The organism is Streptomyces sp. HUAS TT11 (assembly GCF_051553595.1).
Classification (GTDB): domain Bacteria; phylum Actinomycetota; class Actinomycetes; order Streptomycetales; family Streptomycetaceae; genus Streptomyces.
The window spans coordinates 5,042,220-5,068,855 of record NZ_CP196184.1; the positions used below are offsets into that span (position 1 = coordinate 5,042,220).

A 26,636-nucleotide genomic window follows, 5' to 3' on the forward strand; every position below is an offset into this window, starting at 1 on the left:
GTGGCTTCGGACGTCCCCCGCGCCGGTATCCCGCGCCGCCCGGGCGTCGCACCTCAGTCCTCCGGGGCCACCCGCACACCGATCTCGGCCGCCAGCACGGCGGCCAGGTCCAGGAGTTGGGTGTGGCTGATCACCGCACCGGACAGACGGCCCACCCCGCGGGCGATGTCCAACTGGGCCGCGCGGCGCAGATCCACGTCCACCAGCGTCGCCGCCGTGAGGTCGGCACCCTTCAGCACGCAGTCCACGAACTCGACCCGCTCAAGTCGCGCACCCCCGAAGTCCGGCTCGACCAGGACGCAGCCCTGGAAGACGACGTCCTTGAGCCGCGCCGTGCGCAGGTTCGGATAGTCGATCTTGCCGCCGCGCACCAGCACCCGCTCCAGGACCGCGCCGTGCAGCTGCACACCGCCGAGCCGGGCGTCCACCAGCTCGACATCGCGCAGGCTCGCCTCGGCCAGATCGGTGCCCACGCCCCGTATGCCGGTGAGGACGGAGTCCAGTACGCGCGCGTGGTGCAGCCGTGTCTCGTCCAGGGCACAGCCCGTCAGCGCGCAGTCCATGAAGCGGGCGCCCGCGCCGTCCTGCCCGGCGAAGTCCGCTTCCTGGAACTCCAGCCCGTCGTAGTCCCCGTCCGGCTCCAACTCGCCGATCGAGGCGGCCACCAGCTCGGGCAGCCGCACCTCGGGGCGCCGCGCCGCCTTCACCACCCGATTGCTCCGCGTCATGCCCCCCATGGTGCATGTCGCCGGTGACAATCGCCCTGACCTGCGCCTTCTCCGGCGATGTCACATTCGGGGTGCCTTCCGGCGTCGTACAGGCGACGCGACTCGCGACGTGGCTCTGCGCACCGTGCTCTCGAGCCAGGGCCTGCGCCAGGAGGGAGAACCACACCCATGCACCGCATCACCGTCGTCGGCGGCGGATTCGCCGGGCTCATCGCCGCGATCACCGCAGCCGAGGCCGGGGCCAAGGTCACCGTGTACGAGGCGCACCACACCCTCGGCGGTCGCGCGCGGACCGACGAGGGCCCCTACCGGACCAACGAAGGGCCGCACGCCCTCTACAGCGGCGGCCCGCACTGGACCTGGCTCGGGCAGCGGGACCTCATCGGCCCGCTCGCTCCTCTCCCGCCCCTGGAAGCGGCCCGTCTGCGCCTCCACCACAAGGGCGCTCTGCGCCGCACCCCGCCCTTCGCGATGCTCAAGCTGTTGCGCCGGACCTCCGTACAGGCGCCCGTGGACGTCGACTTCCTGACGTGGGCGAGCGAGGAGGCAGGTGAGGAGGCCGCGCGTGCCGCAGCCCACTACTCAGGGATCGCCGTCTTCCACCACGATCCCGGATCGCTGTCCGCCGCCTTCGTCCAGGAGCGTCTGCGCCGGACCACCCGGCTCCCGACCGAGGCGCACCAGCCGAAGGGCGGCTGGGCGAGCGTCATCGACCGGATGGCGGCCCGCGCCTGGAACCTCGGCGTGCGCATGGAGACCCTGTCCCGCGTCGACACCGTGCCCACGGGCACCCCCGTGATCGTCGCCACCTCCCTGGACGCGGCCCGCCGCCTCCTCGGGGACGACTCCCTGGTCTGGGACGGCGGCCGGACCGTTCTGGTCGACCTGGCTCTGCGCACCCGCAGGGGCGACGCCTGGGCCGTGTCCGACCTGGACGCACCCGGCTGGATCGAGCGCTTCACCGCGAAGGACCGCTCGCTGGCGCCCGCGGGGCAGCAGCTGATCCAGGGCCAGATCCCGATCGCGCCCGACGAGTCCCGGGCCGACGGCGTGGCACGTGCCGAGCGACTGCTCGACCTCGCCTACGAGGGCTGGCGCGAGCGGGTCCTGTGGCGGCGGGAGGCGGTGGCCCGGGGGCGTACGGGCGCCGTGGACCTGCCGGGCACCAGCTGGCGCGACCGGCCCGCCGTCGACCGCGGCGGCGGTGTCTACCTCGCGGGCGACCAGGTCGCGGCACCCGGTGTGCTCTCGGAGGTCTCCTTCAACAGCGCCCTCGCCGCCGTGTCCCTGGCCGTCGGCCGACGCGGCCTTGACCTCAAGCGCGCTTGAGGCCGAAGGGTGGGTCCTCCGACAGCGACGACGAGGAGCCCGCCCATGCACGCCATCCGTCTGCACACCTTCGGCCCGGCGGAGAACCTGTCCTACGAGCGGGTCGAGGACCCCGAGGCCGGTCCGGGGCAGGTCCGTATCGCGGTGGCCGCGGCCGGTGTGCACCTGCTGGACACGGCGCTGAGAGAGGGCGCGACGGGTCCGGCGCCCGGCCCGACCCCCCTTCCCACCGTCCCGGGCCGCGAGGTCGCCGGCACCGTCGAGTCGCTCGGCGAGGGGGTCGACGCCCGCTGGCTCGGCCGACGGGTGGTCGCCCACCTCGGGTTCACGCCGGGCGGCTACGCCGAACTCGTGGTCACGGACGCCGAGCGCCTGCACGAGACCCCACGGAACCTCGACCATGCCCAGGCGGTGGCCATGATCGGCACGGGGCGTACGGCGATGGGGATCGTGCAGTTCGCCGACCTCGGACCCGGTGCCGTGGTCCTCGTCCCGGCGGCCGCGGGCGGCATCGGCACCCTCCTCGTGCAGCACGCCCGGCACGCGGGTGCCACCGTGATCGGGCTCGCCGGAGGGGCGGAGAAGGTGGCGCGGGTGCGCGAGAACGGTGCCCACCTCGCGGTCGACTACACGGACCCCGCGTGGGCGGCGCGCCTGGACGGTCACCGGGGCGCGGTCACGGTCGTCCTCGACGGCGTGGGCGGCACCGTCGCGCGCACGGCGGTGGACCTGCTCGCTCCGGGCGGCAGGCACATCGTCTTCGGCTGGTCCGCCGAGGGCATCGGGGGCGGCGCGCCGTACCTCGTCGAGGGCGTCTCCGAGCAGGTGCTCGGTCCGGTCATGCTGCGGAAGGCGGGCGGCCCCGACCCGCTGCGCACCCTGGAACAGCGCGCTCTCGCGGAGGCCGCGGCCGGGCGCCTGGTGCCGGCGGTCCAGCGGTTCCCGCTCGCGGCGGCGGCCGCGGCCCATCGGGCCCTGGAGACACGGGCGACGGTCGGGAAGGTCGTGCTGGAGCCGTGACGCCGAGGCGCGCTCCGGCGGGCGCGGTCCTCGATCGCCCGCCTGTGGACAGCGGCCTTCCTCGACGGTGCTTGACCCTCCCTTATGGGTAAGTCCACACTTACCGTTCGTGGGTACTTACCAAGCCGGCGATGCACTGGGTGCCCTGGGGGACCCCACCCGGCGCGCCATCGTCGAGCGCCTGGCCGACGGGCCGCGCGCGGTCGGTGAACTCGCCGACGAGCTCCCGGTCAGCCGGCCTGCGGTGTCGCAGCACCTGAAGGTGCTGAAGAGCGCCGGACTCGTGAGCGAGCGTGCGGAAGGCACGCGCCGCATCTACCGGCTCGACCCGGCGGGCGTGGCCGCGCTGCGCGATCAACTGGAGACGTTCTGGAACCGGGCGCTGGCCGGCTACCAGGACGTCGTCGAAGAACGGGAAGAGGGAAGCTCATGACCCAGGAAGCCGGCACGGTGGTCCGTCGGCGGATCGTCGTCGAGGCGCCGCTCGAGCGGGCGTTCAGCGCGTTCACGGAGCGCTTCGGCGATTTCAAGCCGCCGGAGCACAACCTGCTCGCGGTGGAGATCGCCGAGACCGTGTTCGAGCCGAAGGCCGGCGGTCACATCTACGACCGCGGCGTGGACGGCAGCGAGTGCCGCTGGGCGCGTGTGCTCGCCTACGAGCCGCCGGACCGGGTGGTGTTCAGCTGGGACATCGACCCGCAGTGGCAGATCGAGACCGAGCCGGAGAACACCAGCGAGGTCGAGGTCCGGTTCGTCGCCGAGACCCCGCAGCGCACCAGGGTGGAGCTGGAGCACCGCAACATCGACCGGCACGGCCCCGGCTGGCGGGCCGTCGCCGACGGTGTCGGCGACGACGCCGGCTGGCCGCTGTATCTGGCCCGCTTCGCCGCCCTGTTCGCGTCCGGCGGCTGAGGGCCGTCCGGCACCACGGGCACGGGGTGGGTCGGTTCCCCGGCGCCGGGCCGCGGGTGTGGCTCCGCCGGGGGCGTGCGACAGGGGAGGCGGTGGCCGCGCCGGAGAGCGCGGTCACCGCCGCTTCTGGGCCACCCTGGGGAAACGGGCCTGGAGAGTCCAGATCGCCGGGTTCTCGCCGAGGTCCTCGTGCAGGTCGGTGAGGTCGGCGATCAGGTCCTGCAGGAAGTCCCGGGACTCGCGGCGCAGTTCGGCGTGGGAGAAGGACAGCGGTGGCTCCGACGGCGGCAGCCACTCCGCCTCGATGTCCACCCAGCCGAAGCGTCGTTCGAAGAGCAAGCGGTCGGTGGACTCGGTGAAGTCCAGTTCCGCGTGCAGGGGCCGGGCGGAACGGCTGCCGAGGGGGTCGCGGTCGAGTCGCTCGACGATGTCGCACAGCGCCCACGCGAAGTCGAGCACCGGCACCCATCCCCAGGCTGTGGACAGCTCGCGGTCCGCCTCGGTGTCGGCGAGGTAGACGTCTCCGCAGAACAGATCGTGTCGCAGCGCGTGGACGTCCGCGCGGCGGTAGTCGGTCTGCGGCGGGTCGGGGAAGCGGTTGGAGAGGGCGTATCCGATGTCGAGCACGGGGGCGATGGTGTCACGCCGCTGCCGGCTCCACCTTCGCGGCCTGCCCTCATAGGATCGTGGTTGTGTCCAGACATGTACGCATTGTCCCAGCCGCCCTCCTGGCACTCGTCCTCGGTGCGTGCGGCGGCGCCGTGCACGGGACCCCCGGTGGATCCGGCCTGCGCGACCCCTACTTCCCGGGGATGGGCAACGGCGGCTACGACGTCGGGCACTACGGCCTGACCCTCGCCTACGACCCGGCCGACCGCCGTCTCACCGGCACGGCGGTCGTCACGGCACGCGCGACCAAGGACCTCTCCGCGTTCGACCTGGACCTGAAGGGGCTGGAGGTGGCCGCCGTCGCCGTCGACGGGCGCGCCGCCCGCTGGAGCCGGTCCGGCCAGGAGCTGACCGTGCGGCCTTCCGGTGGGCTCGACAGGGGTGAGACGTTCAGCACGACGGTGCGCTACTCGGGCACGCCGGGGACGATCACCGATCCGGACGGCTCGAAGGAGGGCTGGCTGAGGACCGCGGACGGGGCACTGGCGCTCGGCGAACCGACGGGCTCGATGACCTGGTTCCCCGGTGACCACCATCCGTCCGACAAGGCGACCTACGACATCAGGATCACGGTTCCCCAGGGCCTCGAGGCAGTCTCCAACGGCGAGTTGCGGAGCCGGACGACGAAGGGCGGCCGTACCACCTACGCCTGGCACACGGTGCAGCCCATGGCGAGTTATCTCGCCGTGCTCGCGATCGGCCGGTACGAGATCACCCGCTCGACGCTGAAGAACGGCCTGCCCGTGTATGTCGCCGTGGACCCGGCCGAGGCGCGGACGAGCCGGGAGGTGCTGGCGAAGCTCCCGGAGATCATGGAGTGGGCGGAACGCGTCTTCGGCCCCTACCCCTTCTCCTCCGTCGGCGCGGTGGTCGACCGGCCGCACGACGCCGGCTACGCACTGGAGACCCAGACGCGCCCCGTCTTCCCCGGGGCCCCCGACACCGAGATCCTCGTCCATGAACTCGCCCACCAGTGGTACGGCGACTCCGTGACACCGAAGAGCTGGCGGGACATGTGGCTCAACGAGGGCTTCGCCACGTACGCGGAGTGGCTGTGGCAGGAGGGCCACGGCGGCAGCACGGCCCAGCAGACCTTCGACGCGCTCTACCGGGGCGACTACTACGACGACCCGGCGGACGACGCGGCGATCTGGGCGTTCCCGCCCGCCAGGCCGTCCGGCGCCGCACAGATCTCCGAGAGCCCCGTCTACGAACGCGGCGCCATGGTCCTGCACAAGATCCGGCAGACCGTCGGCGACGACGCCTTCTACGGCATCGTCCGGGGCTGGGCGGCCACCCACCGCCACGGGAACGCGGACACCACCGACTTCACCGACTACGTCGAGAAGACGGCACCGGGCAACGACTTCCGCGCGCTCTGGCGGGACTGGCTCTACGGGCAGGGGAAGCCGGAACGTCCCTGAAGCCGCGGGAACCGCTGGTGCAGCGCCTTGCGCAGCACGGTGCAGGGGCGGCCCCGGCCGCGGTCGGGGCGGTGGTCGATCGTCTCGTAGCCGAGGGCGGTCCAGAAGGCCAGGGCCTTGGGGTTGTTCTCCAGCACCGCCAGACGCACGGCGGCGCGGCCCGCGGAGCGGAACCGGTCCTCCACCAGGGAGACGAGCCGCCTGCCGTGCCCCTGCCGCTGGAGTCCCGCGTCCACCATCAGCAGGCCGATCCAGGGGTCCGGGTCGGTCGGGTCGGGATGGTGCGCGAGGGTGATCACGATGCCCGCCAGCCGTCCCGCGCTGCGCGCGAGCAGCACCTCGGCGTCCGGGTTCGCCAGTTCGTCGGCCAGCTCCGCCGCCACCTGTTCGGGGCGGATGCCGTCCGGGTCCGGGAAGTCGCCGCTCAGTGCGTGGAACTCGCGGTTGGAGACGTAGAGCGCGGTGAGTTCGACGAGCAGCGGACCGGGGATGTCGTGGTCGGGGGTGAGGGGCAGGGACTCGAGGATCACGGTGCTCAACGTATCGCGGCGGGACCCCGGGGCAGGAGGTGTGCCGAGCGCCGGTCAGCGGGCATGGGCGAGCCCCCGGCCGCGGCGCACCGCGGCCGGGGGCTTCACGCCGAAGCGCCCCGGGGTCAGACGTTGACGCCGAAGTCCTGGGCGATACCGACCAGACCCGAGGCGTAGCCCTGGCCGACCGCGCGGAACTTCCACTCGGCGCCGTTGCGGTACAGCTCGCCGAAGACCATGGCCGTCTCGGTGGCCGCGTCCTCCGACAGGTCGTAGCGGGCGATCTCCTGACCGCCGGCCTGGTTGACGATGCGGATGTACGCGTTGCGCACCTGGCCGAAGTTCTGCGAGCGGGACTCCGCGTCGTAGATGGAGACCGGGAAGACGATCTTGTCGATGTCGGCCGGGAGGGCCGCCAGGTTGACGTTGATCGCCTCGTCGTCGCCCGCGCCCTCACCCGTGCGGTTGTCACCGGTGTGGACGATCGAGCTGTCCGGGGTCTGCTTGTTGTTGAAGAAGACGAAGTGCTGGTCGGAGTAGACCTTGCCCTGGGTGTTGACCGCGATCGCGGAGGCGTCGAGGTCGAAGTCCGTGCCCGTGGTGGTGCGGACATCCCAGCCGAGGCCCACGGTGACGGCAGTCAGGCCCGGAGCCTCCTTGGTGAGCGAGACGTTGCCGCCCTTGGACAGGCTTACAGCCATTGTTGGGAGTCCCTTCCCTCGGTCGCGTACGCGGTGCGGTGTATGTGCGCTTCGTACGGCACGAAGCTACAGCTACCCGTCTCAACGCCAAGGGGGGTCCCGATGGTTCCGGATCGCTTTACTTTCTTTACCCGGAGTCTTCCGCGGCGGCCGCACGGGTGATATTCGCGTGACGTGGACCGGACAGTCGCGCGACCATGGACTCATGTCCGGTCCCCATGTCATCCGCGGCTCCGTCTCGCTTCCCGAGGCCGAGCTCCTGTGGCGTTTCTCGAGGTCCTCGGGGCCGGGCGGGCAGCACGTCAACACCAGCGACACCCAGGTGGAGTTGCGCTTCGACCTCGAGCGGACCGAGGCCCTGCCCCCGGTGTGGAAGCAGCGGGCCCTGGAGCGGCTGGCGGGACGGCTCGTCGACGGAGTCGTCACCGTACGCGCGTCCGAGCATCGTTCGCAGTGGCGCAATCGCGAGGCCGCCGCGGTACGTCTGGCCTCCCTGCTCGCCGAGGCGACGGCTCCGCCGCCGAAGCCCCGGAAAGCGACCCGCATCCCCCGCGGCATCAACGAACGCCGGCTGCGGGAGAAGAAGCAGCGCTCGGACACCAAGCGGGGCCGGTCCGGGCGGGACTGGCACTAGCCGCGTCGCGGGGCGCGGTCGCTCTCCGTCGTCGCCTCCCGAACGCGACGGGAAATGCCGAGAACGCCGGAGCGGAACGGTTCTTCGGGACCGGTGGGGCTCCGCCGCCCCGTGGGCGTGAACATCGGGTGTCCGGATGGAAAAATCTTGGACAAGTCGGGTGTTCGGGGGGTGAGATGCAGCCACGGAATTCGGTGGCGCGACCGCCGGTGCGGCGACGGCCGGCGGCGTCCGTCCGGTGCCCCGGCCGCTCCGTCGCGCCGGGCGCGAGCGTCGTACCGAGTGACCTGCGCGGCTCCCTCGCTCCCGGCCGGGCGGAGGGTGCGGGGTCACTCGTGGGCGGGCCTTGCGGAAGTCGTCGTGGCAATAGCGCAAAAACAGCCGCGCGTTCTTGCCGCGGACGGGGCTGACCAATTTTCAAAAACGGCTCTTCGGGAGGCGGGCGGAATTCCTGAATGCGTGGGAAAGGCCCGTCCGCTCCGGGAGAAAGGCGTACGCCTCGATTCCGGCGTGACGCCCGTCGAAAGGACGGCGGCCGGCCCGGTTCCCCGGCGCCGCGCCCCGTACCCGCACCCTTCAGTCCAGGTGCCGGTAGCGCCCCCGGAAGTACATCAGCGGCCCGCCCTCCGCGCTCGGCACCTGTGCGCTCAGCACCCGCCCGATGACCAGCGTGTGGTCGCCCGCGGGAACGCGCCGCTCCGTGCTGCACTCCAGGGTCGCCAGGGCGCCGCCGACCAGGAGCGCTCCGGAGGCCTCCCCGCGCGCGTACGGGATGTCCTCGAACAGGAGCCGGTCGCTGATGCGCCCCTTCATCGCGAAGCGGCCCGCGATGTGCCGTTGGCTCTCCGCGAGCACGGAGACGCCCCACAGCGGCTGCTCGGCGAGCAGGTCGTCCATGCGTGAGCCCTCACGCAGGCTGACCAGGACCATCGGCGGGTCCAGGGACACCGACATGAAGGCCGTCGCGGTCATGCCCACGTCCTCGCCCCGGGTGATGTCGCGGCGCGCGGGGGATCCCCCCGGGCCGACGGTCCCCGGGGAACCGGTGGCGGAGGGGCTCTCGGCGTCCAGCGGGGGCTCGTGCGAGGTCACCAGGACCACCCCGGCGGCCAGCCGGGACAGGGCGGCACGGAACTCGTCGTTGCTCACCCCTTCAGGATGCCCGGACGCGGACGGGGCGGCGGGCACGGGCGGGGAAGGGGGGGTCTTCAGCACGCCCGGAACGCTAGCCGGAGCCGCCGGACGCGCACATCGGCCCCGGGCCCGAAGCGCGACCTAGGACCATCGGCGGACGCCGTGGGCGGATGCGGGCCGGCCCGCAGGGGGCGGGGACGTCTCCGGGCGCCGGCGCGGATGATCGGCCCGTACACTCAACGTGGCTCTGCCGTCATGGAGTTGGCACGTATGATCACAGCTTCTGCACGAGGCGTTAATTGCGGGCCGTAAACGCACAGGAAAAACGCGGAATCCCCACTCAATTGTTCATGTTCTGCTGTGACTTGAGTCACAGGGGCCGTATTTTGTTGACCCTGTGTACCTAGTGGGCAGCGCGCTGTGATTCAGTGGCGGGGGCGCTGCACGACGCTACGCATGGAGTACGCCGAGTAGCGCACCGAGGAAAACCGGGAGAACCGTAGTACGCCGACGCGTCCCTGGAGTTGCTGCGAGACCTCGAGGGGAGGGCGAGTGGACACCGAGTCGGAGCCGTATGTCCGTCTTGCGTCCCTGCGGCAGCTGCATCAGGTCATGGCGGACATGAACACCGCGCGGAGCCTGGCGGACACGCTGCAGACCGTCGCCGACGGCATCGTGGGCGGCCTCGGCTACGAGCTGGCGGCCGTCAACCTCGTGCGACAGGACGGTGACCTCGTCGTCGCCGCGTTCGCCGGCAACTCCGCGGCCGAGTCGCTGATCACCGGGCGGGTCGGCTCCCGTGCCTCCTGGGACCGCCGGCTGAACATGGGCGAGACCTGGGGCGATCTGCGGTTCATACCCCACACCGAGGGCTGGGTGCTCGACGAGGACGACGTGCCGCAGTGGCACACCGACGGTCCCGAGCCCCGCTTCGAGGACGAGTGGCACCCCGCCGACCGCCTCCTGGCACCCATGTACACACCGAGCGTCCAGGGCAGCTGCGGTGAACTGATCGGGGTCATCTCGGTCGACCGGCCGCGCAACGGGCGGCGGCCCGGTGCCTGGGGCCGCGAGGCGCTCCAGATGTACGCCTTCCAGGCGGCCATCGCCATCAGCAACGCCCGCCTCAGGGCGAACATGCAGCGGGCCCTCGTCCGTCTCGAGCGGGAGCAGCAGGCCCTGCGGGCCAGCGAGGAGTCCTTCCGCCAGGCCTTCGAGTACGCCCCGTCCGGCATGGCCATCGCCGAGATGGGCGGCGACCAGCACGGGCGGATCCTGCGCACCAACGACGCGCTGTGCCGGCTGCTGGGCAGGCCCGCCTCCGCCATGCGCCGCTACTCGTTCTCCGATCTCGTCCATCCCGAGGACATCGGCACGCTCCTGCGGACCTCCGCCGAGGGCGGGCGGGCGGAACTGCGGCTCGGGCGCCGCGACGGCACGTACGTCTGGGTGTCGCTGCGCAACTCCGTCGTCGCCGACGCCGCGGACGGGCCCCGCTTCCTCCTCACCCATGTCGAGGACATAGAGGAGCGCAAGCGCCGCGAGCTGCAGCTCGCCCACCGGGCCTCGCACGACTCGCTCACCGGACTGCCCAACTCCGCCGAGCTGCGCTCCCGGCTGTCCGCCCGCCTCTGCCAGCGCCCGCAGTCCCTTCCGCCGGGCGCGGCCGACGCCCTGGACGCGGCCTACGGCGATCACGCGGCCGGCCACCCGGCGGCCTTCGACGGGGCCGGGCCCACGTTCGACGTCCACTCCCGGGGGCCGTACGACGCCTTCGACCACCATGTGCACACCGTCGCCCCCGAGGTCGACACCGACGACGGCACCAAGGGGCTCGCGGTACTCTTCTGCGACCTCGACGGCTTCAAGTCGATCAACGACCGCTTCGGCCACAACGCGGGCGACGCGGTCCTCATCGAGGTGGCCCGGCGGCTCAGCCGCGGAGTGCGCGACGGGGACACGGTGGCCCGGCTCGGCGGCGACGAGTTCGTCGTCCTCGCCAACGGGCTGGGCAAGGCCGACGCCCAGGACCTCGCGGTGCGCCTGCGCAACGAGATCATCCAGCCCATCCGGGTCGACGGCCGCGCCATGCGGGTCGGCGCCAGCTTCGGCATCGGCTGGGCGCACTGCGGTATGACGGCGGACGAAGTGTTGAAATCCGCTGACGAACGGATGTACGTAGAGAAACGTTCTCGTCCCAAACAACACAGGCGAGCTGGATAAACGCAGGTCATTGCCTGGGTGATGGGGAGAACAGCAGTTTGGGGCCCGGGGAACGGGTAGGCTCGCCATTCAGCCACGTATGCATCTGGACCCGCACCTGTTGAGGAGACCTAGGGATGACGCCCGGCAACAACGGCGCGAGCACGCCCGAGGACGAGGACCCGTTCGGCTATCTCTATGCCGACGGCCAGGCCAACGGCGCACAGCCTCCCACCGGCGGCGGTTACGGCTACCCGGGCACCGTCAACAGAGTGCGCCCGGTCGGCGAGCGCCAGTACGGCCAGCCGCAGGCCCCGACGGCCGCCTACGGCCAGGTGCCCCAGCAGCAGGCGTACGGGCAGCCGAACGCGCACTACGCCGCGCCCGAGACCGTGCCCGGCGGTGCCGCCACCACTCGCCAGACGTCGGTCGGCACGGGCGGCGGTGGCCGTGGCCGGGGACCCAACACCAAGGGCCTCCTGATCGGCGCGATCGCGGTGGTCGCCGCGGTCGTGATCGGCATCGGCATCGCCATGATCGGCGGCGACTCGGACGACGGCAAGGGCGGCACCGAGGCGGGCTCCAGCCCGTCGACGGCCCAGAGCGCGGACCCGAGCCAGTCCTCGACCCAGCAGGCCACGGACGACAGCCCGCTGCCGACCGTCGACGCCAAGGCGCTGCGCCTGGAGGGCGGCACCAGCACCGCGTCCGACGTGAAGGGCGCCAAGGCGGACGGCGGTGTCTACGTCCAGGGCTTCAACACCGTCGGTGCCGCCGTGACCTGGAGCGTGGACGTTCCGTCGACCGGCAAGTACACGCTGCACACCGGCTACGGCGTCCCCGGCGCCGACGCCACGGCCACCCTCGCCGTCAACGGCACGGCCCAGACCACCCCCATGTCCCTGAAGAACTGGGCGAACGCGCCACAGGGCGACTGGGAGAAGGGCTGGACGAAGACGTTCAACTACGTCCAGCTCAACAAGGGCACCAACACCATCAGGATCTCCTGCGAGCAGGGGAACCAGTGCAACGCCAACTTCGACCAGCTCTGGCTGACCAAGGGCTGGGCGAACAAGTAGCCGCGCGGGGCCGGTGAAGCCCCGCGCCGAGCACGTCTCACGCCGCGGCGTTGTGCGGGGTGACGATCACCCGCTCCAGCAGCTCCTCATAGGTCCGGCGGTCGAACTCGCCCGCGACCGGGGCCAGTACGGTCGCCGCGGACACGGCCACGGCCCGCGCGAGGCGGGCCGGCCACGGCAGCAGGTCCACCAGGCCGGACAGCAGGCCCGCGACCGCCGAGTCGCCCGCTCCCGTCGGATTGCCCCGGACCCGGCTCGGTGGGACGGCGCGCCAGCGGCCCTCCGCGTTCACCGCGAGCAGGCCCTCCGCGCCCAGCGAGGCGACCACGGTGTGCGCGCCGCGTCGTCGAGCGTCCCTGGTGGCCTGCAACGGTTCGTGGGAGCCGGTGAGTTCGGCAAGCTCGTCGGCGTTCGGCTTGACCACGTCCGGGCGGGCGGCGACACCCCGGCGCAGCGGCTCGCCGCTCGTGTCGAGCAGCACGGGAACGCCCGCAGCCCGTGCGGTGCGCACCAGTTGGGCGTACGCGCCCACCGGCACCCCCGGCGGCAGGCTGCCGCACAGCGCCACCGCCGCGGCCGAGGACACCAGGTCCCCGTACGACTCCAGGAAGGCGGACCACTCGGCGGGGGCTATCACCGGGCCCGGTTCGTTCAGTTGGGTGGTGTCGCCGGTGGTCTGGTCCACGACCGCGATCGTGCGCCTGGTCGCCCCCGCCACGGGGACGAGCGCGTCCACCACCCCCGAGGTGTCGGCGAGTTGGTCCCGGAGCGAGCGGCCCGTCGTGCCGCCGGCGAATCCCGTGGCGGTCACCCGGTGGCCGAGCGTCGCGAGCACGCGGGCCACGTTCAGCCCCTTGCCGCCGGGGCGTTCGATCACCTCGGTCACCCGGTGCGAGGCGTGCGGTCGCAACGCCCGTACCCGATAGGTGATGTCGAGAGCGGTGTTCAGCGTGACCGTGAGGATCACCTGGGGGACCTCCCTCGAAGTCAGGCGGCGTGATCCGTGGAAACGGGATTCCAGAATGCGCTTGCCGGCGGCGTGTGCGGAGGCTCGATCATGCCAAAAGAGTCGGCGGTCGGCCCAGTCCCCCGAGCCGACCGCCGTATGCCAACATGCGGATGAATCACCCCAGTTGGGGATCGACCACCCACTCGCCGCGGCGCATCACACCCTTGAGCTCGAACTCGGCGTCCAGCAGTACCAGGTCGGCGTACTTGCCCGGCTCCAGCGAGCCCACCCGGTCGTCGATGCCCAGCAGCTTCGCCGGGTTGGCCGAGATGGCCGCCACCACGTCCTGCACCGGCAGCCGGTCGACGGTGACGGCCCGCCGGAACGCGCGATCCAGGGTGAGCGTCGAGCCCGCGATCGAACCGCCCTCCACCAGCCGCGCCACACCCTCACTCACCTCGACCTCCAGCGGGCCGAGCAGATAGCGCCCGTCGCCGCTGCCGGCCGCGTCCATCGCGTCCGTGATGAAGGCGACCCGCCCGGCGCCCGCATGGTGGAACGCCAGCTGGACGGTGGCCGGGTGCAGATGTGTGCCGTCGTCGATCAGCTCGACCGTGATCCGCTCGTCCTCCAGGAGCGCAGCGATGGGGCCGGGGGTGCGGTGGCCGAGCGGCGGCATGGCGTTGAAGAGGTGGGTGGCGACGGTGGCGCCGGCGTCGATGGCCGCCACCGTCTGCTCGTAGGTGGCGTCCGTGTGCCCGATCGCCGCGATCACGCCGTGTTCGGCGAGCAGTCGCACGGAGTCGAGGCCGCCGGGCAGCTCGGTGGCGAGCGTGACCATTTTCGCGTGGCCGCGGGCGGCGTCGACGAGCTTGCGGACCTCGGCCGGATCCGGGTCGCGCAGCAGTTCCTCGGAGTGCGCTCCCTTGCGGCAGGGGGAGATGAACGGCCCCTCGAAGTGGATGCCGGCGATGTCCCCCTGCTCGGCGAGTTCGGACAGCAGCCCGGCCTGCCCGACGAGGAAGTTCATGTCGTCGGTGACGGTCGAGGCGACGACGGTGGTGGTGCCGTGCAGCCGGTGGGTGCGCACGGCCGTCAGGGCCTCGTCCGCCGTGCCCGAGAAGGACGCGCCGCCACCGCCGTGGTTGTGGATGTCGACGAAGCCGGGGACCAGCCAGTGCCCCCGCACGTCGACGCTCTGCGCGTGCGCGGCGCCCTGCGCGGCGATCCGCGTGCCCTCCACGGCGACGCGGCCGTTGTCCACGATCCCGGTGGGCAGCACCACCCGGGCACCGGCGAGAACCTTGCTAGTGGCCATCAGGTGGTTACCTCCGAAGGGTCGGTGGATTCGAGGAGATCCCAGGCGAGGAGTCCCGCGCCCAGGCATCCGGCGGTGTCCCCCAGCGCGGCGGGGACGATCGACGGCAGCTTCTGGAAGGTGAGCCGCCGCCGGACGGCGTCCCGCAGCGGTGTGAACAAGGTTTCCCCCGCCTCGGCGAGCCCGCCACCGATGATCAGGGTGCGCGGGTCCAGCAGGGTGAGCGCGGTGACCAGACCGTCCGCGAGCGCGTCCACGGCCTCCTGCCACACTCGAACGGCGTTCGGCTCCCCGGATGCGACGGCCTTCGCGCAGTCCGCGGCGTCCGCATCCGGCTGCCCGGAGGCCGCGGCCCAGGCCTCGCTCACGGCCGCCGCGGACGCGTACCGCTCCAGGCAGCCGCGCTGGCCGCACGGGCACGGGGCCCCACCGGGCCGTACGACGACATGGCCGATCTCTCCGGCGAAGCCGTGGGCCCCGGCCTCGACGCGGCCGCCGATGCCGATGGCGCCCGCTATGCCCGTGCCGAGCGGCACGAACAGGAAGCGGTCCGCTCCCTTGCCCGCGCCGACACGACCCTCCGCGAGACCGCCGGTGCGCACATCGTGGCCGAGGGCGACGGGCGCGCCGTCGAGCCGGCGGCTGAGCAGATCGCGCAGGGGTACGTCGCGCCAGCCGAGGTTCGCCGAGTAGGCGGCGACACCGCGCTCGGCGTCGACGATCCCGGGCACGGCGACGCCGGCCGCGGCGGCGGGCACACCGAAGTGCCGCTCACCGTGGGCGCTCAGCCCGGCGGCGAAGTCGAGGATCGACTCCACCACGGCCTCCGGCCCGCGCTCGCGCCCGGTCGCGCGGCGTGCCTGGTGGAGCAGCTCACCCCCGGCCCCTACCAGGGCGGCCTTCATCCCGGTGCCGCCCACGTCGAGCGCGATGACATGTCTCACGGAGACAGTGTGGCTCCTGGACCCGCAAGAGGTCTAGTCCACTTACATGGTGTAGACCTTATGTCGATATTCCACATGGCGAGACAGCAAGGTTGGTCAAGAGCAGTGCAGCGGGGCAGGACGTGCAGGCCGGCATGGCGAAAGGGACTGATCGCGGGGGTGTCCGCGATGGGTGTGACAGGGGCGCTGGCCGGCTGCGGAGGGCCGGCCGGCTCGGATGATGTGACGTTGCGGCTGGTGGCCGCGGACTACGGGCAGTCGTCGGCGGACAGCTCCAAGAAGTACTGGGACGGTCTGGTCCGGGGCTTCGAGGCGCGGCACCCGGGGACCAGGGTCGACGTGAGCGTCTACTCGTGGAACGACGTGGACCGCAAGGTCAAGGACATGGTCGCTTCGGGCCACGCACCCGACATGGCGCAGATCGGGGCGTACGCGGACTACGCGGCGGCGGGAAAGCTGTACCAGGCCGAGGATGTGCTCTCGATCCCGGTCCAGGCGGACTTCGCCTCGGAGCTGAGCGACGCGGGAAAGGTGAACCGGGTCCAGTACGGCATGCCGTTCGCGGCGTCCACCCGGCTCCTCTTCTACAACAAGACGCTGTTCGCGCAGGCCGGCATCACCGCGCCGACGACCTGGCGCGAACTGGCGGCGGACGCGCGGGCGCTGAAGGCCAAGGGGGTGAAGTTCCCCTACGCGCTCCCGCTGGGGCCGGAGGAGGCCCAGGCGGAGACCATGCAGTGGCTGCTCAGCGGCGGTGACGGATACCTGGACGGTTTCGGCTCCTACAACCTCGACTCCACGCAGAACGTGGCGACCTTCACCTGGCTGAAGGACGAACTGGTCGACAAGGGGCTGACAGGGCCCGTGGAGCCGGGGAAGCTGAACCGTGCCGACGCCTTCGCCGCCTTCACCCGCGGTGAGGTCGGCATGCTGAACGGCCACCCCTCCCTGATGAAGGCAGCGGCGGCCAAGGGCGTGAAGTTCGGCATGGTGCCGATGCCCGGCGTCGGTGGCCGGGCGAAGTCCACGATGGGCGTGGCCGACTGGATGACGGCGTTCAAGCAGAACGGCCACCAGGACCGGATCCGCGACTTCCTCGACTACGTTTACAGCGAGAAGAACGTCCTGGCGTTCTCGCGCGAGTACGACCTGCTGCCGGTGACCAACTCCGCGCAGGAGACGATGTCGGCGTCGCACCGGGACGCGGACCTGGCGCCCTTCCTCGAGGAGCTGCCGAGCTCCGAGCTGTACCCCGTGGGCAAGACGTCCTGGGCCGCCGTCAGCGCCGACATCAAGAAGCAGGTGGGCAAGGCCGTCGGTCCGGGAGGCAGCCCGGCGGTGACCCTGGGCGCGCTGCAGCGGGAGGCCGTGACGGCGGACGGGTCCGCCGGCTGACGGGGCGGTGTCGGCCCTTCCGGCTACGGTTCCCCCATGGACGACCTCACTGCCCGGGACAAGGCCATCCTCGCGCTGGAGGGGCGCAGTTTCACCGGGCCGGGGGCCAAGGAGCGCGTCATCCGTGAGCAGCTCGGCCTGGCCCCCGTCCGGTACTACCAGCTGCTCAACGCCCTCCTCGACGACCCGAGAGCCCTCGCGCACGCCCCCGTCACCGTCAACCGGCTGCGCCGCATCCGCGCGTCCCGCCGCGCCGAGCGCTGAGCGGGACGCGCGGGGCGGCGCGCCAGGAGTGAGGCCGGGCCCGCGTGGATAGGGTCGTCCCATGGGCAGCCACACGGACTCCTTGCCGACGCCCGCCACACCGGCCGGGCGGGACGGACTCGACGCGATCCTCACCCGGCCCGGGCGGGCCGTCCTCGCCTTCGACTTCGACGGGACGCTCGCGCCGATCGTCCCCGACCCCGACCAGGCCCGTGCTCACCCGGACGCGGTGCCCGCCCTCGCGGCCCTCGCCCCGAAGGTGGCCGCCGTCGCGGTCGTCACCGGGCGCCCCGCCGACGTGGCCGTCCGCTACGGCGGCTTCGCCGAGGTGCCCGGACTCGAACACCTCGTGGTCCTCGGCCACTACGGCGCCGAACGCTGGGACGCCCGCACCGGCACCGTCGACGCTCCCGCCCCCCACCCCGGTGTCGCCGCCGCCCGTGCCGAACTCCCCGCGCTCCTCGAGGCGATCGGACCCCGTGAGGGGACGTGGATCGAGGAGAAGGGGCGGGCCGTCGCCGTGCACACCCGTCGTGCCGGGGATCCGCAGGCCGCATTCGAGGCCCTCCGCGATCCACTGACCGGTCTCGCCGCCCGCCACGGACTGATCGTCGAACCCGGCCGGTTCGTCCTGGAACTGCGCCCACCGGGCATGGACAAGGGAGTGGCCCTGCTGGAGTACGCCCGTGAGATCGGCGCCGGGGCGGTCATGTACGCGGGCGACGACCTCGGCGATCTCTCCGCCTTCGCCGCGGTCGACAAGCTCCGCTCCGACGGCGTCCCCGGTCTGCTGGTCTGCAGCGGCAGCGACGAGGTCACGGAACTGGCGCAGCGAGCGGACCTGGTGGTCGACGGGCCGCCGGGGATCGTACGGCTCGTGCGGTCACTGGCAGACGGGATCGCGTGAACGAGCCCGGCCGGTGGCGGCCCCGTCACGTCTCCAGGGCGGCCAGCTGATCGAGGAACCACCGTGCCGGCGGAAGTGCCGTGGCCTGCGCGGCGAGCCGCTTCGTCCGCTCGGCGCGCTCGCCCGTCCCCATCGACAGCGCCTCGTGCAGCGCGGTCGCCATGCCCCCGATGTCGTACGGGTTCACGGCCACCGCGTCCTCGGACAGCTCCTCGAACGCCCCGGCCTCCCGGGACAGCACCAGCGCGCAGCCCTCGTCGGAGACCACCGGGACCTCCTTGGCGACCAGGTTCATGCCGTCCCTGATGGGGTTCACCAGTGCCACGTCCGCCAGCCGGTAGGCGGCCAGCGAGCGTGCGAAGTCGTCCTTCACATGCAGCTCGACGGGGGTCCAGTCCGGCGTCCCGTAGCGTGAGTTGATCTCCGTCGCCACTCGCTGGACCTCGGCCGTGTAGTCGCGGTAGACGGCCAGGTCCTGGCGGGAGGGGTAGGCGAAGGCGATGTGGACGACCCGTTCGCGCCACTCCGGACGCGATTCCAGCAGCTCCTGGTAGGCCAGCAGTCCCCGCACGATGTTCTTGGACAGCTCGGTGCGGTCCACCCGCACGATCGTCCTGCGCGGGCTGCCGTCGGGGGCCGAGCCGATCTGCTTCCGCAGTGCCGCCATCCGCTCGTCCACGTCCGGCCGGTGGGCCCGCTGCCGCAGGAAGTCGGCGTCCGCGCCCAGGCCGTGGACGCCGATGCGGGTGCCGGAGGGAATGCCGGGACCGAGGACCGCGTGACAGCAGTCCGTGAACGCGTCCGCCCAGCGCTGCGTGAGGAACGCCGCCCGGTCCGCGCCGAGGATCCCACCGAGCACCTGCGCCGCGATGTCGTCGGGCAGCAGACGGAAGTACTCCGGCGGCGCCCACGGCGTGTGCGAGAAGTGGCCGATCCGCAGATCGGGCCGCAGACCGCGGAGCATCCGGGGGGCCAGGGTGAGGTGGTAGTCCTGGATCAGCACCGCCGCTCCCTCACCCGCCTCCTGCGCCAGTGCCTCGGCGAACGCGCGGTTGTACGCCTCGTATGCCGCCCACTGGCGCCGGAACTCCGTTCCGAAGGCCGGCTCGAGCGGCGTCTGGTAGAGCATGTGGTGCACGAACCACAGCACCGAGTTGGCGATGCCGTTGTACGCGTCCGCGTGCACCTGCGGGTCGATGTCCAGCATCCGGACACGCCGGTCGCCGGTGTCGGCCGTGTCGAGCGCGCCGCCCGTCCGCCGCACGGCCTCGCGGTCACCGGCGCCCAGGGCGGAGCAGACCCAGACCGCGTCCGTGTCCGGGCCGATGGCCGAGAGCCCGGAGACCAGCCCGCCCCCGCCGCGCTTGGCGGTGAGCCCGCCGGACTCGTCCAGCGCGTACGAGACCGGGCCGCGGTTGGAGGCGACGAGTACGGATGCCGCATGCGTGGAAGCCATGCCTCGAAACCTAGCCCGAGCTCAAAACGCTCAAACGTTCCCGTCGGCCGTATGCGGAGCCGTATACAAGGGGTTCTGCCGCGGTCGCGAACCGTCGCCGGCGGAGCGGGTTCCTCAGGCCGCCTTGTGTTCCACGTACTCCTCGATCTCCGCCATGGGCGGCCGCTCCTCCGTGTCCACCCGATACGTGCGCGGCTCGAAACCGCCGTCGCCCCGCTCGAACTGGATGAGGGCCGGACGGATCAGATGGCCGCGGGCCAGGCGCAGCTGTGCGGTGCGGTAGATCGAGGCGGCCATACGGCCCAGCGCCTGCCCGTCCTGGTGGCGGTGCTTGCGCACGCCCACGTCGACCTGGGCCAGGGCGTCGAGCCCCACCAGGTGCAGGGCGTCCACCAGGATGCCGAGCTCCACCCCGTACCCGACCGGGAACGGCAGCCGTTCCAGCAGCGAGCGCCGGGCCGCGTACTCGCCGCCGAGCGGCTGCACGAAGCCGGCCAGTTGCGGCCAGTGCATGTTGAGCAGCGGGCGGGCCATCAGTTCGGTGACACGCCCGCCCTGTCCCGCCGCGCCGCCGAGCGGACGGTCGTACATCGCCTTCACCAGGTCCACGCCCGGGTCGGTGAGCAGCGGGCCCACGATCCCGGAGACGAAGTCGGACGAGAACTCCCTGAGGTCCGCGTCGACGAAGCAGACGATGTCCCCGCGGGTGACGAGCAGGGAGCGCCACAGGACCTCGCCCTTGCCGGGCACGGCCGGGATGCGCGGCAGGATCGTGTCGCGGTGCACCACCTTCGCTCCGGCCGCAGCGGCGACCTCGGAGGTGCGGTCGGTGGAGCCCGAGTCGACGACGACGATCTCGTCGACGAGCGGAACCCGCAGCACGAGGTCGCGGCGGATGGCGGTGACGATGTCGCCGACCGTCTCCTCCTCGTTGAGCGCGGGCAGCACGACACTGACCGTCGAGCCCGAGGCGCGCTTCGCGGCCAGGATCTGGTGGAGCGGGCGCTCGGTGACGGACCAGGAGCGGGTGCTCAGCCAGCGCTCGACTTCTTCCAGCACAGTCTGCTGCTCCTCACGTTCGGACGGCGGTGGTGGCAGTAGAGATCTTCGAGCGGTGTGTTCCCGTCGGTGCGGGTGGGTGTCCATCTCGCGCTTCGGACGACTCTCTCAACTGTCCTGGCCTTCGGTTACAGTCTTGAACAACGCCGGTGACCAACGCATGTCGGGGGTCGCGGTGGCTCATAACAGGTAAAACAACCGCATACAGCTCATCCAGAGGGGCAGAGGGACACGGCCCGATGAAGCCCCGGCAACCCTCCAGCCGGTCTCGTAGATCAGTGTTGATCACTGCGCGAGGCTCCCGGCTCGGGAAGGTGCCAATTCCGTCTTACGGCGAGATGCGTCGTGAGGAAGATGAGGAGAAAGGGCCTCGCCTGACATGGCTGTGCAGACAGTTGCAAGCAGCACCGACTCTGTGAACCTCGGACCCGCAGCGGCGCTGTCCTGCCGCGAGTGCGGTCACCGGGTGCCGCTCGGCCCGGTCTTCGCCTGCGAGGAGTGCTTCGGCCCGCTGGAGATCGCGTACGACTTCTCGGGTTACGACACCGAGGAATTGCGCAAGCGGATCGAGGCGGGTCCCGCGAACATCTGGCGCTATGCGCCGCTGCTGCCGGTCCCGGCGGACGTCGCCGACAAGCCGAACCTCAACCCCGGCTGGACCAAGCTCGTCCAGGCCGACAACCTGGCGCGCGAGTTGGGCGTCACCGGCGGGTTGTACGTGAAGGACGACTCCGGCAACCCCACGCACTCCTTCAAGGACCGTGTGGTCGCCCAGGCGCTGGAGGCGGCGCGAGCCTTCGGCTTCACCACGCTCTCCTGCTCCTCGACCGGCAATCTCGCGGGCGCGGTGGGCGCCGCGGCGGCCCGTGCGGGCTTTCGCTCCTGTGTCTTCATCCCGCACGACCTGGAGCAGGGCAAGATCGTCATGGCCGCGATCTACGGCGGCGACCTCGTCGGCATCGAGGGCAACTACGACGACGTGAACCGCTTCTGCTCCGAACTGATCGGCGACCCGGCGGGCGAGGGCTGGGGCTTCGTCAACGTCAACCTCCGTCCCTACTACGCGGAGGGTTCCAAGACGCTGGCGTACGAGATCGCCGAGCAGCTGGGCTGGCGGCTGCCCGACCAGATCGTGGTCCCGATCGCCTCCGGCTCGCAGCTGACGAAGATCGACAAGGGTCTGCAGGAGCTCGTCAAGCTCGGGCTCGTCGAGGACAGGCCGTACAAGATCTTCGGTGCGCAGGCCGAGGGGTGCTCGCCGGTGTCGGTGGCGTTCAAGGCGGGCACCGACGTGGTACGGCCGCAGAAGCCGGACACCATCGCCAAGTCGCTCGCGATCGGCAATCCGGCGGACGGCCCGTACGTCCTGGACATCGCCCGCCGCACGGGCGGCGCCGTGGAGGACGTGACCGACGCGGAGATCGTCGACGCCATCAAGCTGCTGGCCCGCACCGAGGGCATCTTCGCCGAGACGGCGGGCGGCGTGACCGTCGGCGTCACGCGCAAGCTCATCGAGAACGGCGTCCTCGACCCGGCGAAGACGACGGTCGTCCTCAACACCGGGGACGGCCTCAAGACGTTGGACGCCGTGGCCGGAACCGGGCTCACCGCCACGATCCGCCCGAACCTCGACTCCTTCCGCGAGGCCGGGCTCGCGTAAGCGCCCGTCCCCGCCAGCCGCACCCCGACCGGAGGTCACACCCCATGAGCGTCAACGTCCGCATCCCCACCATCCTGCGCACCTACACCGCCGGCCGGGCCGAGGTGACCGCCGAGGGCCGGACCCTCGCGGAGGTCATCGCCGACCTGGAGAAGAACCACGTCGGCATCGCCGCCCGGGTCCTGGACGACCAGGGCAAGCTGCGCCGTTTCGTCAACGTGTACGTCAACGACGACGACGTCCGCTTCGAGCAGGGTCTCGAGACGGCGACGCCGGACGGCGCCGGCGTCTCCATCATCCCGGCCGTCGCGGGTGGCTGACGGTGGTTCAGCCGACCGATCGTTACCCTCGGTAATGCGCGTCACCGAGAGTTCATCGAATTGCCCTCTCCGTGAGACAAGCGGAGGGGGCAATTCTGCATGGTTGAGCGAGGTACAGTTGGGGAACGCGTTCCCGCTCTCTCCGCCGGGCGCCTCCGGTCGCTGCCGCGCACCCGATAAGAAGTAGCCAAAGTGCGCAGGGCTTTTGCGCCATTCATTCCTTTTGTAGGGCCCGACTTGCCCTGAATTCGGACGAATTCTTCGTACATTCCCGACCGGTCATGCCCTGAATTCTCGTCCGATTGACCTGTTGCAGACGGCAGTTGGACAGATACATTCAGCCGCGGTCGACGCGTTCCGGCGCACGCCCCCAACCGTTGGGGGGTGAGGTCTGACCCGGATCCGCGAAGTGTGGATCTGTGCAAGGGCCAGTAATAGGGGAGTTAGGCATGGCTCAGGGCACCGTCAAGTGGTTCAACGCGGAGAAGGGGTACGGCTTCATCGCGGTCGACGGTGGTGCGGATGTTTTCGTCCACTACAGCGCGATTCAGATGGACGGCTACCGCACCCTCGAAGAGGGCCAGCGGGTCGAGTTCGAGATCTCGCAGGGTCAGAAGGGGCCGCAGGCGGACATGGTCCGACTGGCCGGCTGAAGCACGCGCCGACGACTGAACTGATCGACGTGTCGAGGGGCTCGCATCCCGTTGGGGTGCGAGCCCCTCGGTCTGTCCGGCGGCGTGCCGGGGCGCAGGGACCTGCTTCACAGGGCCGCGCCTTGCACTCGGACGGGGCGAGTGCTAATCATTGGCGTTAGCACTCTGAAGGTGAGAGTGACAAAAAAAGAAGGACCGGGTCGGTGAGGCCGCGGACCGGGTGGGGCAGGGAACCTCCGGCCGAGGCCGTCCGTCGCGGGCGCGGGCGCGGTCCGAAGTAATCACCCCCAGTCCTGGGAGGACCACTTCACATGGCCAAGATCATCGCGTTCGACGAGGAGGCGCGGCGAGGCCTCGAGCGCGGCATGAACCAGCTCGCGGACGCCGTCAAGGTGACCCTCGGCCCGAAGGGCCGCAACGTCGTCCTCGAGAAGAAGTGGGGTGCCCCCACGATCACCAACGACGGTGTCTCCATCGCCAAGGAGATCGAGCTCGAGGACCCGTACGAGAAGATCGGCGCCGAGCTGGTCAAGGAAGTCGCCAAGAAGACGGACGACGTCGCCGGTGACGGTACGACCACGGCGACCGTGCTCGCTCAGGCGCTGGTCCGCGAGGGCCTGCGCAACGTGGCCGCCGGTGCCAACCCCATGGCCCTGAAGCGCGGTATCGAGAAGGCCGTCGAGGCCGTCTCCGCCGCCCTGCTGGAGCAGGCGAAGGACGTCGAGACCAAGGAGCAGATCGCCTCCACGGCCTCCATCTCCGCCGCCGACACCCAGATCGGCGAGCTGATCGCCGAGGCCATGGACAAGGTCGGCAAGGAAGGCGTCATCACCGTCGAGGAGTCGCAGACCTTCGGTCTCGAGCTCGAGCTCACCGAGGGCATGCGCTTCGACAAGGGCTACATCTCGGCGTACTTCGCCACCGACATGGAGCGTATGGAGGCCGCACTCGACGACCCGTACATCCTGATCGCCAACCAGAAGATCTCCTCGGTCAAGGACCTGCTCCCGCTGCTGGAGAAGGTCATGCAGTCGGGCAAGCCGCTGCTGATCATCGCCGAGGACGTCGAGGGCGAGGCTCTGTCGACCCTGGTCGTCAACAAGATCCGCGGCACCTTCAAGTCCGTCGCCGTCAAGGCCCCGGGCTTCGGTGACCGCCGCAAGGCCATGCTCGGCGACATCGCCATCCTCACGGGTGGCGAGGTCATCTCCGAGGAGGTCGGCCTCAAGCTGGAGAACGCGACCCTGGACCTCCTGGGCCGCGCCCGCAAGGTCGTCATCACCAAGGACGAGACCACGATCGTCGACGGCGCCGGCTCCCCGGAGCAGGTGCAGGGCCGCGTGAACCAGATCCGCGCGGAGATCGAGAACAGCGACTCCGACTACGACCGCGAGAAGCTGCAGGAGCGCCTGGCGAAGCTGGCCGGCGGCGTGGCCGTCATCAAGGCCGGTGCCGCCACCGAGGTCGAGCTCAAGGAGCGCAAGCACCGCATCGAGGACGCCGTCCGCAACGCCAAGGCGGCCGTCGAGGAGGGCATCGTCGCCGGTGGTGGCGTGGCCCTGCTCCAGGCCTCCCAGGTCTTCGAGAAGCTGGAGCTGAACGGCGACGAGGCCACCGGTGCCGCCGCCGTCAAGCTGGCCCTCGAGGCCCCGCTGAAGCAGATCGCCGTCAACGCCGGCCTCGAGGGCGGCGTCGTGGTGGAGAAGGTGCGCAACCTGACCCCGGGTCACGGCCTGAACGCCGCGACCGGCGAGTACGTCGACCTGGTCAAGGAAGGCATCATCGACCCGGCGAAGGTGACCCGTTCCGCTCTGCAGAACGCCGCCTCCATCGCCGCGCTGTTCCTCACCACCGAGGCCGTCATCGCCGACAAGCCGGAGAAGGCCGCCGCGCCTGCCGGTGGCGGCATGCCGGGCGGTGACATGGACTTCTGAGCCTGATCCCAGGCTCGGACCCGGTCCGATCACACCGAGGGCGGTACTCCCTGGAGACAGGGGGTGCCGCCCTCGGGCGTGTCCAGGGTCACCCTAAGGCCGACCGACCGTTGGGTATGCTGCTCGATGCGTGTGCACATACCGCACGGTTTCCCGTCGACCCCCGGCCGAGGAGCTCCCCCACGTGACCGTCACCGCCTCCGCATCCCGCGCGGCCCGCATCCTGTCCCGTCCCGTCACGCTGAACGGCCTGACCGTTCCCAACCGGATCGTCATGGCGCCCATGACCCGCCAGTTCTCGCCGGGAGGCGTCCCCGGTGAGGACGTGGTCTCGTACTACGCGCGCCGCGCGGCCGCCGGGGTCGGGCTGATCGTCACCGAGGGCACCTACGTCGGCCACGAGTCGGCCGGTCAGAGCAGCCGCGTCCCGCGGTTCCACGGCGAGGAGCAGCTGGCGGGCTGGGCCGGGGTGGTCGAGGCGGTGCATGCGGCGGGCGGCACGATCATGCCCCAGCTGTGGCACATCGGCATGGTGCGGCGGCAGGGCCAGCCGCCGTTCGCGGACGCCCCCGCCGTCGGTCCCTCCGGGCTGCGCCTCGACGGAACCGAGGGCACCGGCAAGGCGATGACACGGCAGGACCTGGACGACGTCGTCGGCGCCTTCGCCGCCGCGGCCGCCGCTGCCGAGCGGATCGGCTTCGACGGTGTCGAACTGCACGGTGCCCACGGCTATCTGCTCGACCAGTTCCTGTGGGCCGGCACCAACCGCCGCGCCGACGCGTACGGCGGAGACCCGGTGGCCCGTACGAAGTTCGCCGCCGAGATCGTCACGGCCGTGCGTGAGGCGGTCTCCCCCCACTTCCCGATCGTCTTCCGCTACTCGCAGTGGAAGCAGGAGGCCTACGACGCCCGGCTCGCACAGACGCCGCAGGAGCTGGAGTCGATCCTGACCCCGCTGGCCGCGGCGGGTGCGGACGTCTTCCACGCCTCCACCCGCCGGTACTGGCTGCCGGAGTTCGAGGGCTCCGACCTCAACCTCGCCGGGTGGACCAAGAAGCTGACGGGCAAGCAGGTCATCACCGTCGGCTCGGTCGGCCTCGACGGCGACTTCCTCAGGGGCTTCCAGGGCGAGGGCGCTCCGGTCAAGGGGATCGACAACCTCCTGGACCGCCTCGAGCGCGACGAGTTCGATCTGGTGGCCGTCGGCCGGGCACTGCTCCAGGACCCCGAGTGGGCGGCCAAGGTCCTGACCGACCGTTTCGACGAGGTGCAGCCCTACGACGCGGTGGCGCTGAAGACGCTGAGCTGAGAGGACACCCGACGGCACCGGGGCGGCGCTCGCCGAGGGGAGCGCCGTCCGCCGTCTTCCCGACACCTCCGGACTCCTGGGCGGTCGTCCGCAATTTAACTTGCTT

Annotated in this window: 26 protein-coding genes and 1 riboswitch; of the genes, 16 read left to right on the plus strand and 10 right to left on the minus strand. The window is 71.2% G+C overall.

From position 1 onward, the window contains the following. Positions 1-53 precede the first annotated feature (53 nt). Positions 54-737: a pentapeptide repeat-containing protein gene (locus ACSHXN_RS22630; RefSeq protein ID WP_438303607.1), complete on the minus strand. Its 684-nt coding sequence runs from the start codon at positions 735-737 to the stop codon at positions 54-56. 159 nt (positions 738-896) lie between these two features. On the opposite strand from ACSHXN_RS22630, the gene ACSHXN_RS22635 reads away from it, so the two are divergent. The 4 genes from ACSHXN_RS22635 to ACSHXN_RS22650 all read left to right on the plus strand — a co-directional run bounded on the left by ACSHXN_RS22635 (position 897) and on the right by ACSHXN_RS22650 (position 3,989). Next, complete coding sequence (locus ACSHXN_RS22635; RefSeq protein ID WP_355132029.1) at positions 897-2,057, plus strand: NAD(P)-binding protein; 1,161 nt, start codon at positions 897-899, stop codon at positions 2,055-2,057. A 45-nt stretch (positions 2,058-2,102) separates the two neighbouring features. Continuing rightward, the gene (locus ACSHXN_RS22640; protein ID WP_355797649.1) at positions 2,103-3,077 is read left to right on the plus strand and encodes a zinc-binding dehydrogenase; all 975 of its coding nucleotides are present in this window, start codon (positions 2,103-2,105) and stop codon (positions 3,075-3,077) included. Positions 3,078-3,186: 109 nt separating this feature from the next. Further along, positions 3,187-3,510: an ArsR/SmtB family transcription factor gene (locus ACSHXN_RS22645; protein ID WP_355132027.1), complete on the plus strand. Its 324-nt coding sequence runs from the start codon at positions 3,187-3,189 to the stop codon at positions 3,508-3,510. Beyond that, positions 3,507-3,989, plus strand: a complete 483-nt coding sequence (locus tag ACSHXN_RS22650) for an SRPBCC family protein (RefSeq protein ID WP_355132026.1) — start codon at positions 3,507-3,509, stop codon at positions 3,987-3,989. The genes ACSHXN_RS22645 and ACSHXN_RS22650 overlap by 4 nt, the downstream gene beginning before the upstream one ends. A gap of 114 nt (positions 3,990-4,103) precedes the next feature. Here ACSHXN_RS22650 and ACSHXN_RS22655 read toward each other — a convergent pair whose 3' ends face one another. Then, entirely contained in the window at positions 4,104-4,616 is a 513-nt protein-coding gene (locus ACSHXN_RS22655; RefSeq protein ID WP_355132025.1) for a hypothetical protein, read from the minus strand. Positions 4,617-4,681: 65 nt separating this feature from the next. Between ACSHXN_RS22655 and ACSHXN_RS22660 the strand changes: the two genes are divergently transcribed. Continuing rightward, positions 4,682-6,082, plus strand: a complete 1,401-nt coding sequence (locus ACSHXN_RS22660; RefSeq protein WP_438303608.1) for a M1 family metallopeptidase — start codon at positions 4,682-4,684, stop codon at positions 6,080-6,082. Here the strand turns inward: ACSHXN_RS22660 and ACSHXN_RS22665 are convergent. Further along, positions 6,052-6,612 (minus strand): GNAT family N-acetyltransferase, encoded by a 561-nt coding sequence (locus ACSHXN_RS22665; RefSeq protein ID WP_356108559.1) that lies wholly within the window; start codon positions 6,610-6,612, stop codon positions 6,052-6,054. The two genes, ACSHXN_RS22660 and ACSHXN_RS22665, sit on opposite strands and share 31 nt — an antisense overlap. Positions 6,613-6,737: 125 nt before the next feature. Beyond that, positions 6,738-7,313 (minus strand): TerD family protein, encoded by a 576-nt coding sequence (locus ACSHXN_RS22670; protein ID WP_059127012.1) that lies wholly within the window; start codon positions 7,311-7,313, stop codon positions 6,738-6,740. Between the two features lie 205 nt (positions 7,314-7,518). Here ACSHXN_RS22670 and arfB point away from each other — a divergent pair, with 205 nt between their 5' ends. Next, complete coding sequence (gene arfB / locus ACSHXN_RS22675) at positions 7,519-7,947, plus strand: alternative ribosome rescue aminoacyl-tRNA hydrolase ArfB (protein ID WP_355132022.1); 429 nt, start codon at positions 7,519-7,521, stop codon at positions 7,945-7,947. Between the two features lie 576 nt (positions 7,948-8,523). On the opposite strand, the gene ACSHXN_RS22680 is transcribed toward arfB, so the two are convergent. Continuing rightward, on the minus strand, positions 8,524-9,162 hold the full coding sequence (locus ACSHXN_RS22680) for a flavin reductase family protein (protein ID WP_355132021.1): 639 nt from the start codon (positions 9,160-9,162) through the stop codon (positions 8,524-8,526). A gap of 471 nt (positions 9,163-9,633) precedes the next feature. Here ACSHXN_RS22680 and cdgB point away from each other — a divergent pair, with 471 nt between their 5' ends. Further along, positions 9,634-11,304 (plus strand): diguanylate cyclase CdgB, encoded by a 1,671-nt coding sequence (gene cdgB / locus ACSHXN_RS22685; protein ID WP_355132020.1) that lies wholly within the window; start codon positions 9,634-9,636, stop codon positions 11,302-11,304. Between the two features lie 116 nt (positions 11,305-11,420). Continuing rightward, a complete protein-coding gene (locus ACSHXN_RS22690; protein ID WP_355132019.1) occupies positions 11,421-12,362 on the plus strand; it encodes a CBM35 domain-containing protein in 942 nt (313 codons plus the stop codon). Between the two features lie 37 nt (positions 12,363-12,399). Here ACSHXN_RS22690 and ACSHXN_RS22695 read toward each other — a convergent pair whose 3' ends face one another. The 3 genes from ACSHXN_RS22695 to ACSHXN_RS22705 all read right to left on the minus strand — a co-directional run bounded on the left by ACSHXN_RS22695 (position 12,400) and on the right by ACSHXN_RS22705 (position 15,573). Continuing rightward, positions 12,400-13,329, minus strand: coding sequence for a 1-phosphofructokinase family hexose kinase (locus ACSHXN_RS22695; protein WP_438303611.1), 930 nt, complete (start codon positions 13,327-13,329; stop codon positions 12,400-12,402). A 157-nt stretch (positions 13,330-13,486) separates the two neighbouring features. Next, positions 13,487-14,629 (minus strand): N-acetylglucosamine-6-phosphate deacetylase, encoded by a 1,143-nt coding sequence (nagA, locus tag ACSHXN_RS22700; RefSeq protein WP_438303612.1) that lies wholly within the window; start codon positions 14,627-14,629, stop codon positions 13,487-13,489. Further along, entirely contained in the window at positions 14,629-15,573 is a 945-nt protein-coding gene (locus ACSHXN_RS22705; protein ID WP_355132016.1) for an ROK family protein, read from the minus strand. The genes nagA and ACSHXN_RS22705 overlap by 1 nt, the downstream gene beginning before the upstream one ends. A gap of 168 nt (positions 15,574-15,741) precedes the next feature. Between ACSHXN_RS22705 and ACSHXN_RS22710 the strand changes: the two genes are divergently transcribed. The 3 genes from ACSHXN_RS22710 to otsB all read left to right on the plus strand — a co-directional run bounded on the left by ACSHXN_RS22710 (position 15,742) and on the right by otsB (position 18,139). Next, positions 15,742-16,968, plus strand: coding sequence for an ABC transporter substrate-binding protein (locus ACSHXN_RS22710; protein ID WP_361155685.1), 1,227 nt, complete (start codon positions 15,742-15,744; stop codon positions 16,966-16,968). 36 nt (positions 16,969-17,004) lie between these two features. Next, positions 17,005-17,232 (plus strand): DUF3263 domain-containing protein, encoded by a 228-nt coding sequence (locus ACSHXN_RS22715; protein WP_355132014.1) that lies wholly within the window; start codon positions 17,005-17,007, stop codon positions 17,230-17,232. Positions 17,233-17,293: 61 nt separating this feature from the next. Continuing rightward, positions 17,294-18,139, plus strand: a complete 846-nt coding sequence (gene otsB / locus ACSHXN_RS22720; RefSeq protein WP_356108546.1) for a trehalose-phosphatase — start codon at positions 17,294-17,296, stop codon at positions 18,137-18,139. 25 nt (positions 18,140-18,164) lie between these two features. Here the strand turns inward: otsB and ACSHXN_RS22725 are convergent, their stop codons facing one another. Together ACSHXN_RS22725 and ACSHXN_RS22730 are read right to left on the minus strand one after the other, a co-directional pair. Then, positions 18,165-19,595, minus strand: a complete 1,431-nt coding sequence (locus tag ACSHXN_RS22725) for an alpha,alpha-trehalose-phosphate synthase (UDP-forming) (RefSeq protein WP_355797631.1) — start codon at positions 19,593-19,595, stop codon at positions 18,165-18,167. A gap of 114 nt (positions 19,596-19,709) precedes the next feature. Next, positions 19,710-20,654 (minus strand): glucosyl-3-phosphoglycerate synthase, encoded by a 945-nt coding sequence (locus ACSHXN_RS22730; RefSeq protein ID WP_355132011.1) that lies wholly within the window; start codon positions 20,652-20,654, stop codon positions 19,710-19,712. Positions 20,655-20,860: 206 nt separating this feature from the next. Continuing rightward, positions 20,861-21,015, plus strand: a riboswitch (SAM riboswitch). A gap of 18 nt (positions 21,016-21,033) precedes the next feature. Here ACSHXN_RS22730 and thrC point away from each other — a divergent pair. From thrC to ACSHXN_RS22755, 5 genes are all read left to right on the plus strand, one after another. After that, positions 21,034-22,314 carry a threonine synthase gene (gene thrC, locus ACSHXN_RS22735; protein WP_355797627.1) on the plus strand — a complete coding sequence of 427 codons (1,281 nt, stop codon included), beginning with the start codon at positions 21,034-21,036 and terminating at the stop codon, positions 22,312-22,314. Positions 22,315-22,358: 44 nt separating this feature from the next. Further along, positions 22,359-22,634 carry a MoaD/ThiS family protein gene (locus ACSHXN_RS22740; RefSeq protein ID WP_355132009.1) on the plus strand — a complete coding sequence of 92 codons (276 nt, stop codon included), beginning with the start codon at positions 22,359-22,361 and terminating at the stop codon, positions 22,632-22,634. 449 nt (positions 22,635-23,083) lie between these two features. After that, positions 23,084-23,287 carry a cold-shock protein gene (locus ACSHXN_RS22745; RefSeq protein WP_009339379.1) on the plus strand — a complete coding sequence of 68 codons (204 nt, stop codon included), beginning with the start codon at positions 23,084-23,086 and terminating at the stop codon, positions 23,285-23,287. A gap of 311 nt (positions 23,288-23,598) precedes the next feature. Continuing rightward, on the plus strand, positions 23,599-25,221 hold the full coding sequence (gene groL / locus ACSHXN_RS22750; RefSeq protein ID WP_329507133.1) for a chaperonin GroEL: 1,623 nt from the start codon (positions 23,599-23,601) through the stop codon (positions 25,219-25,221). Positions 25,222-25,405: 184 nt separating this feature from the next. Then, positions 25,406-26,530, plus strand: a complete 1,125-nt coding sequence (locus ACSHXN_RS22755; RefSeq protein ID WP_355132008.1) for an NADH:flavin oxidoreductase — start codon at positions 25,406-25,408, stop codon at positions 26,528-26,530. Positions 26,531-26,636: the final 106 nt, after the last annotated feature.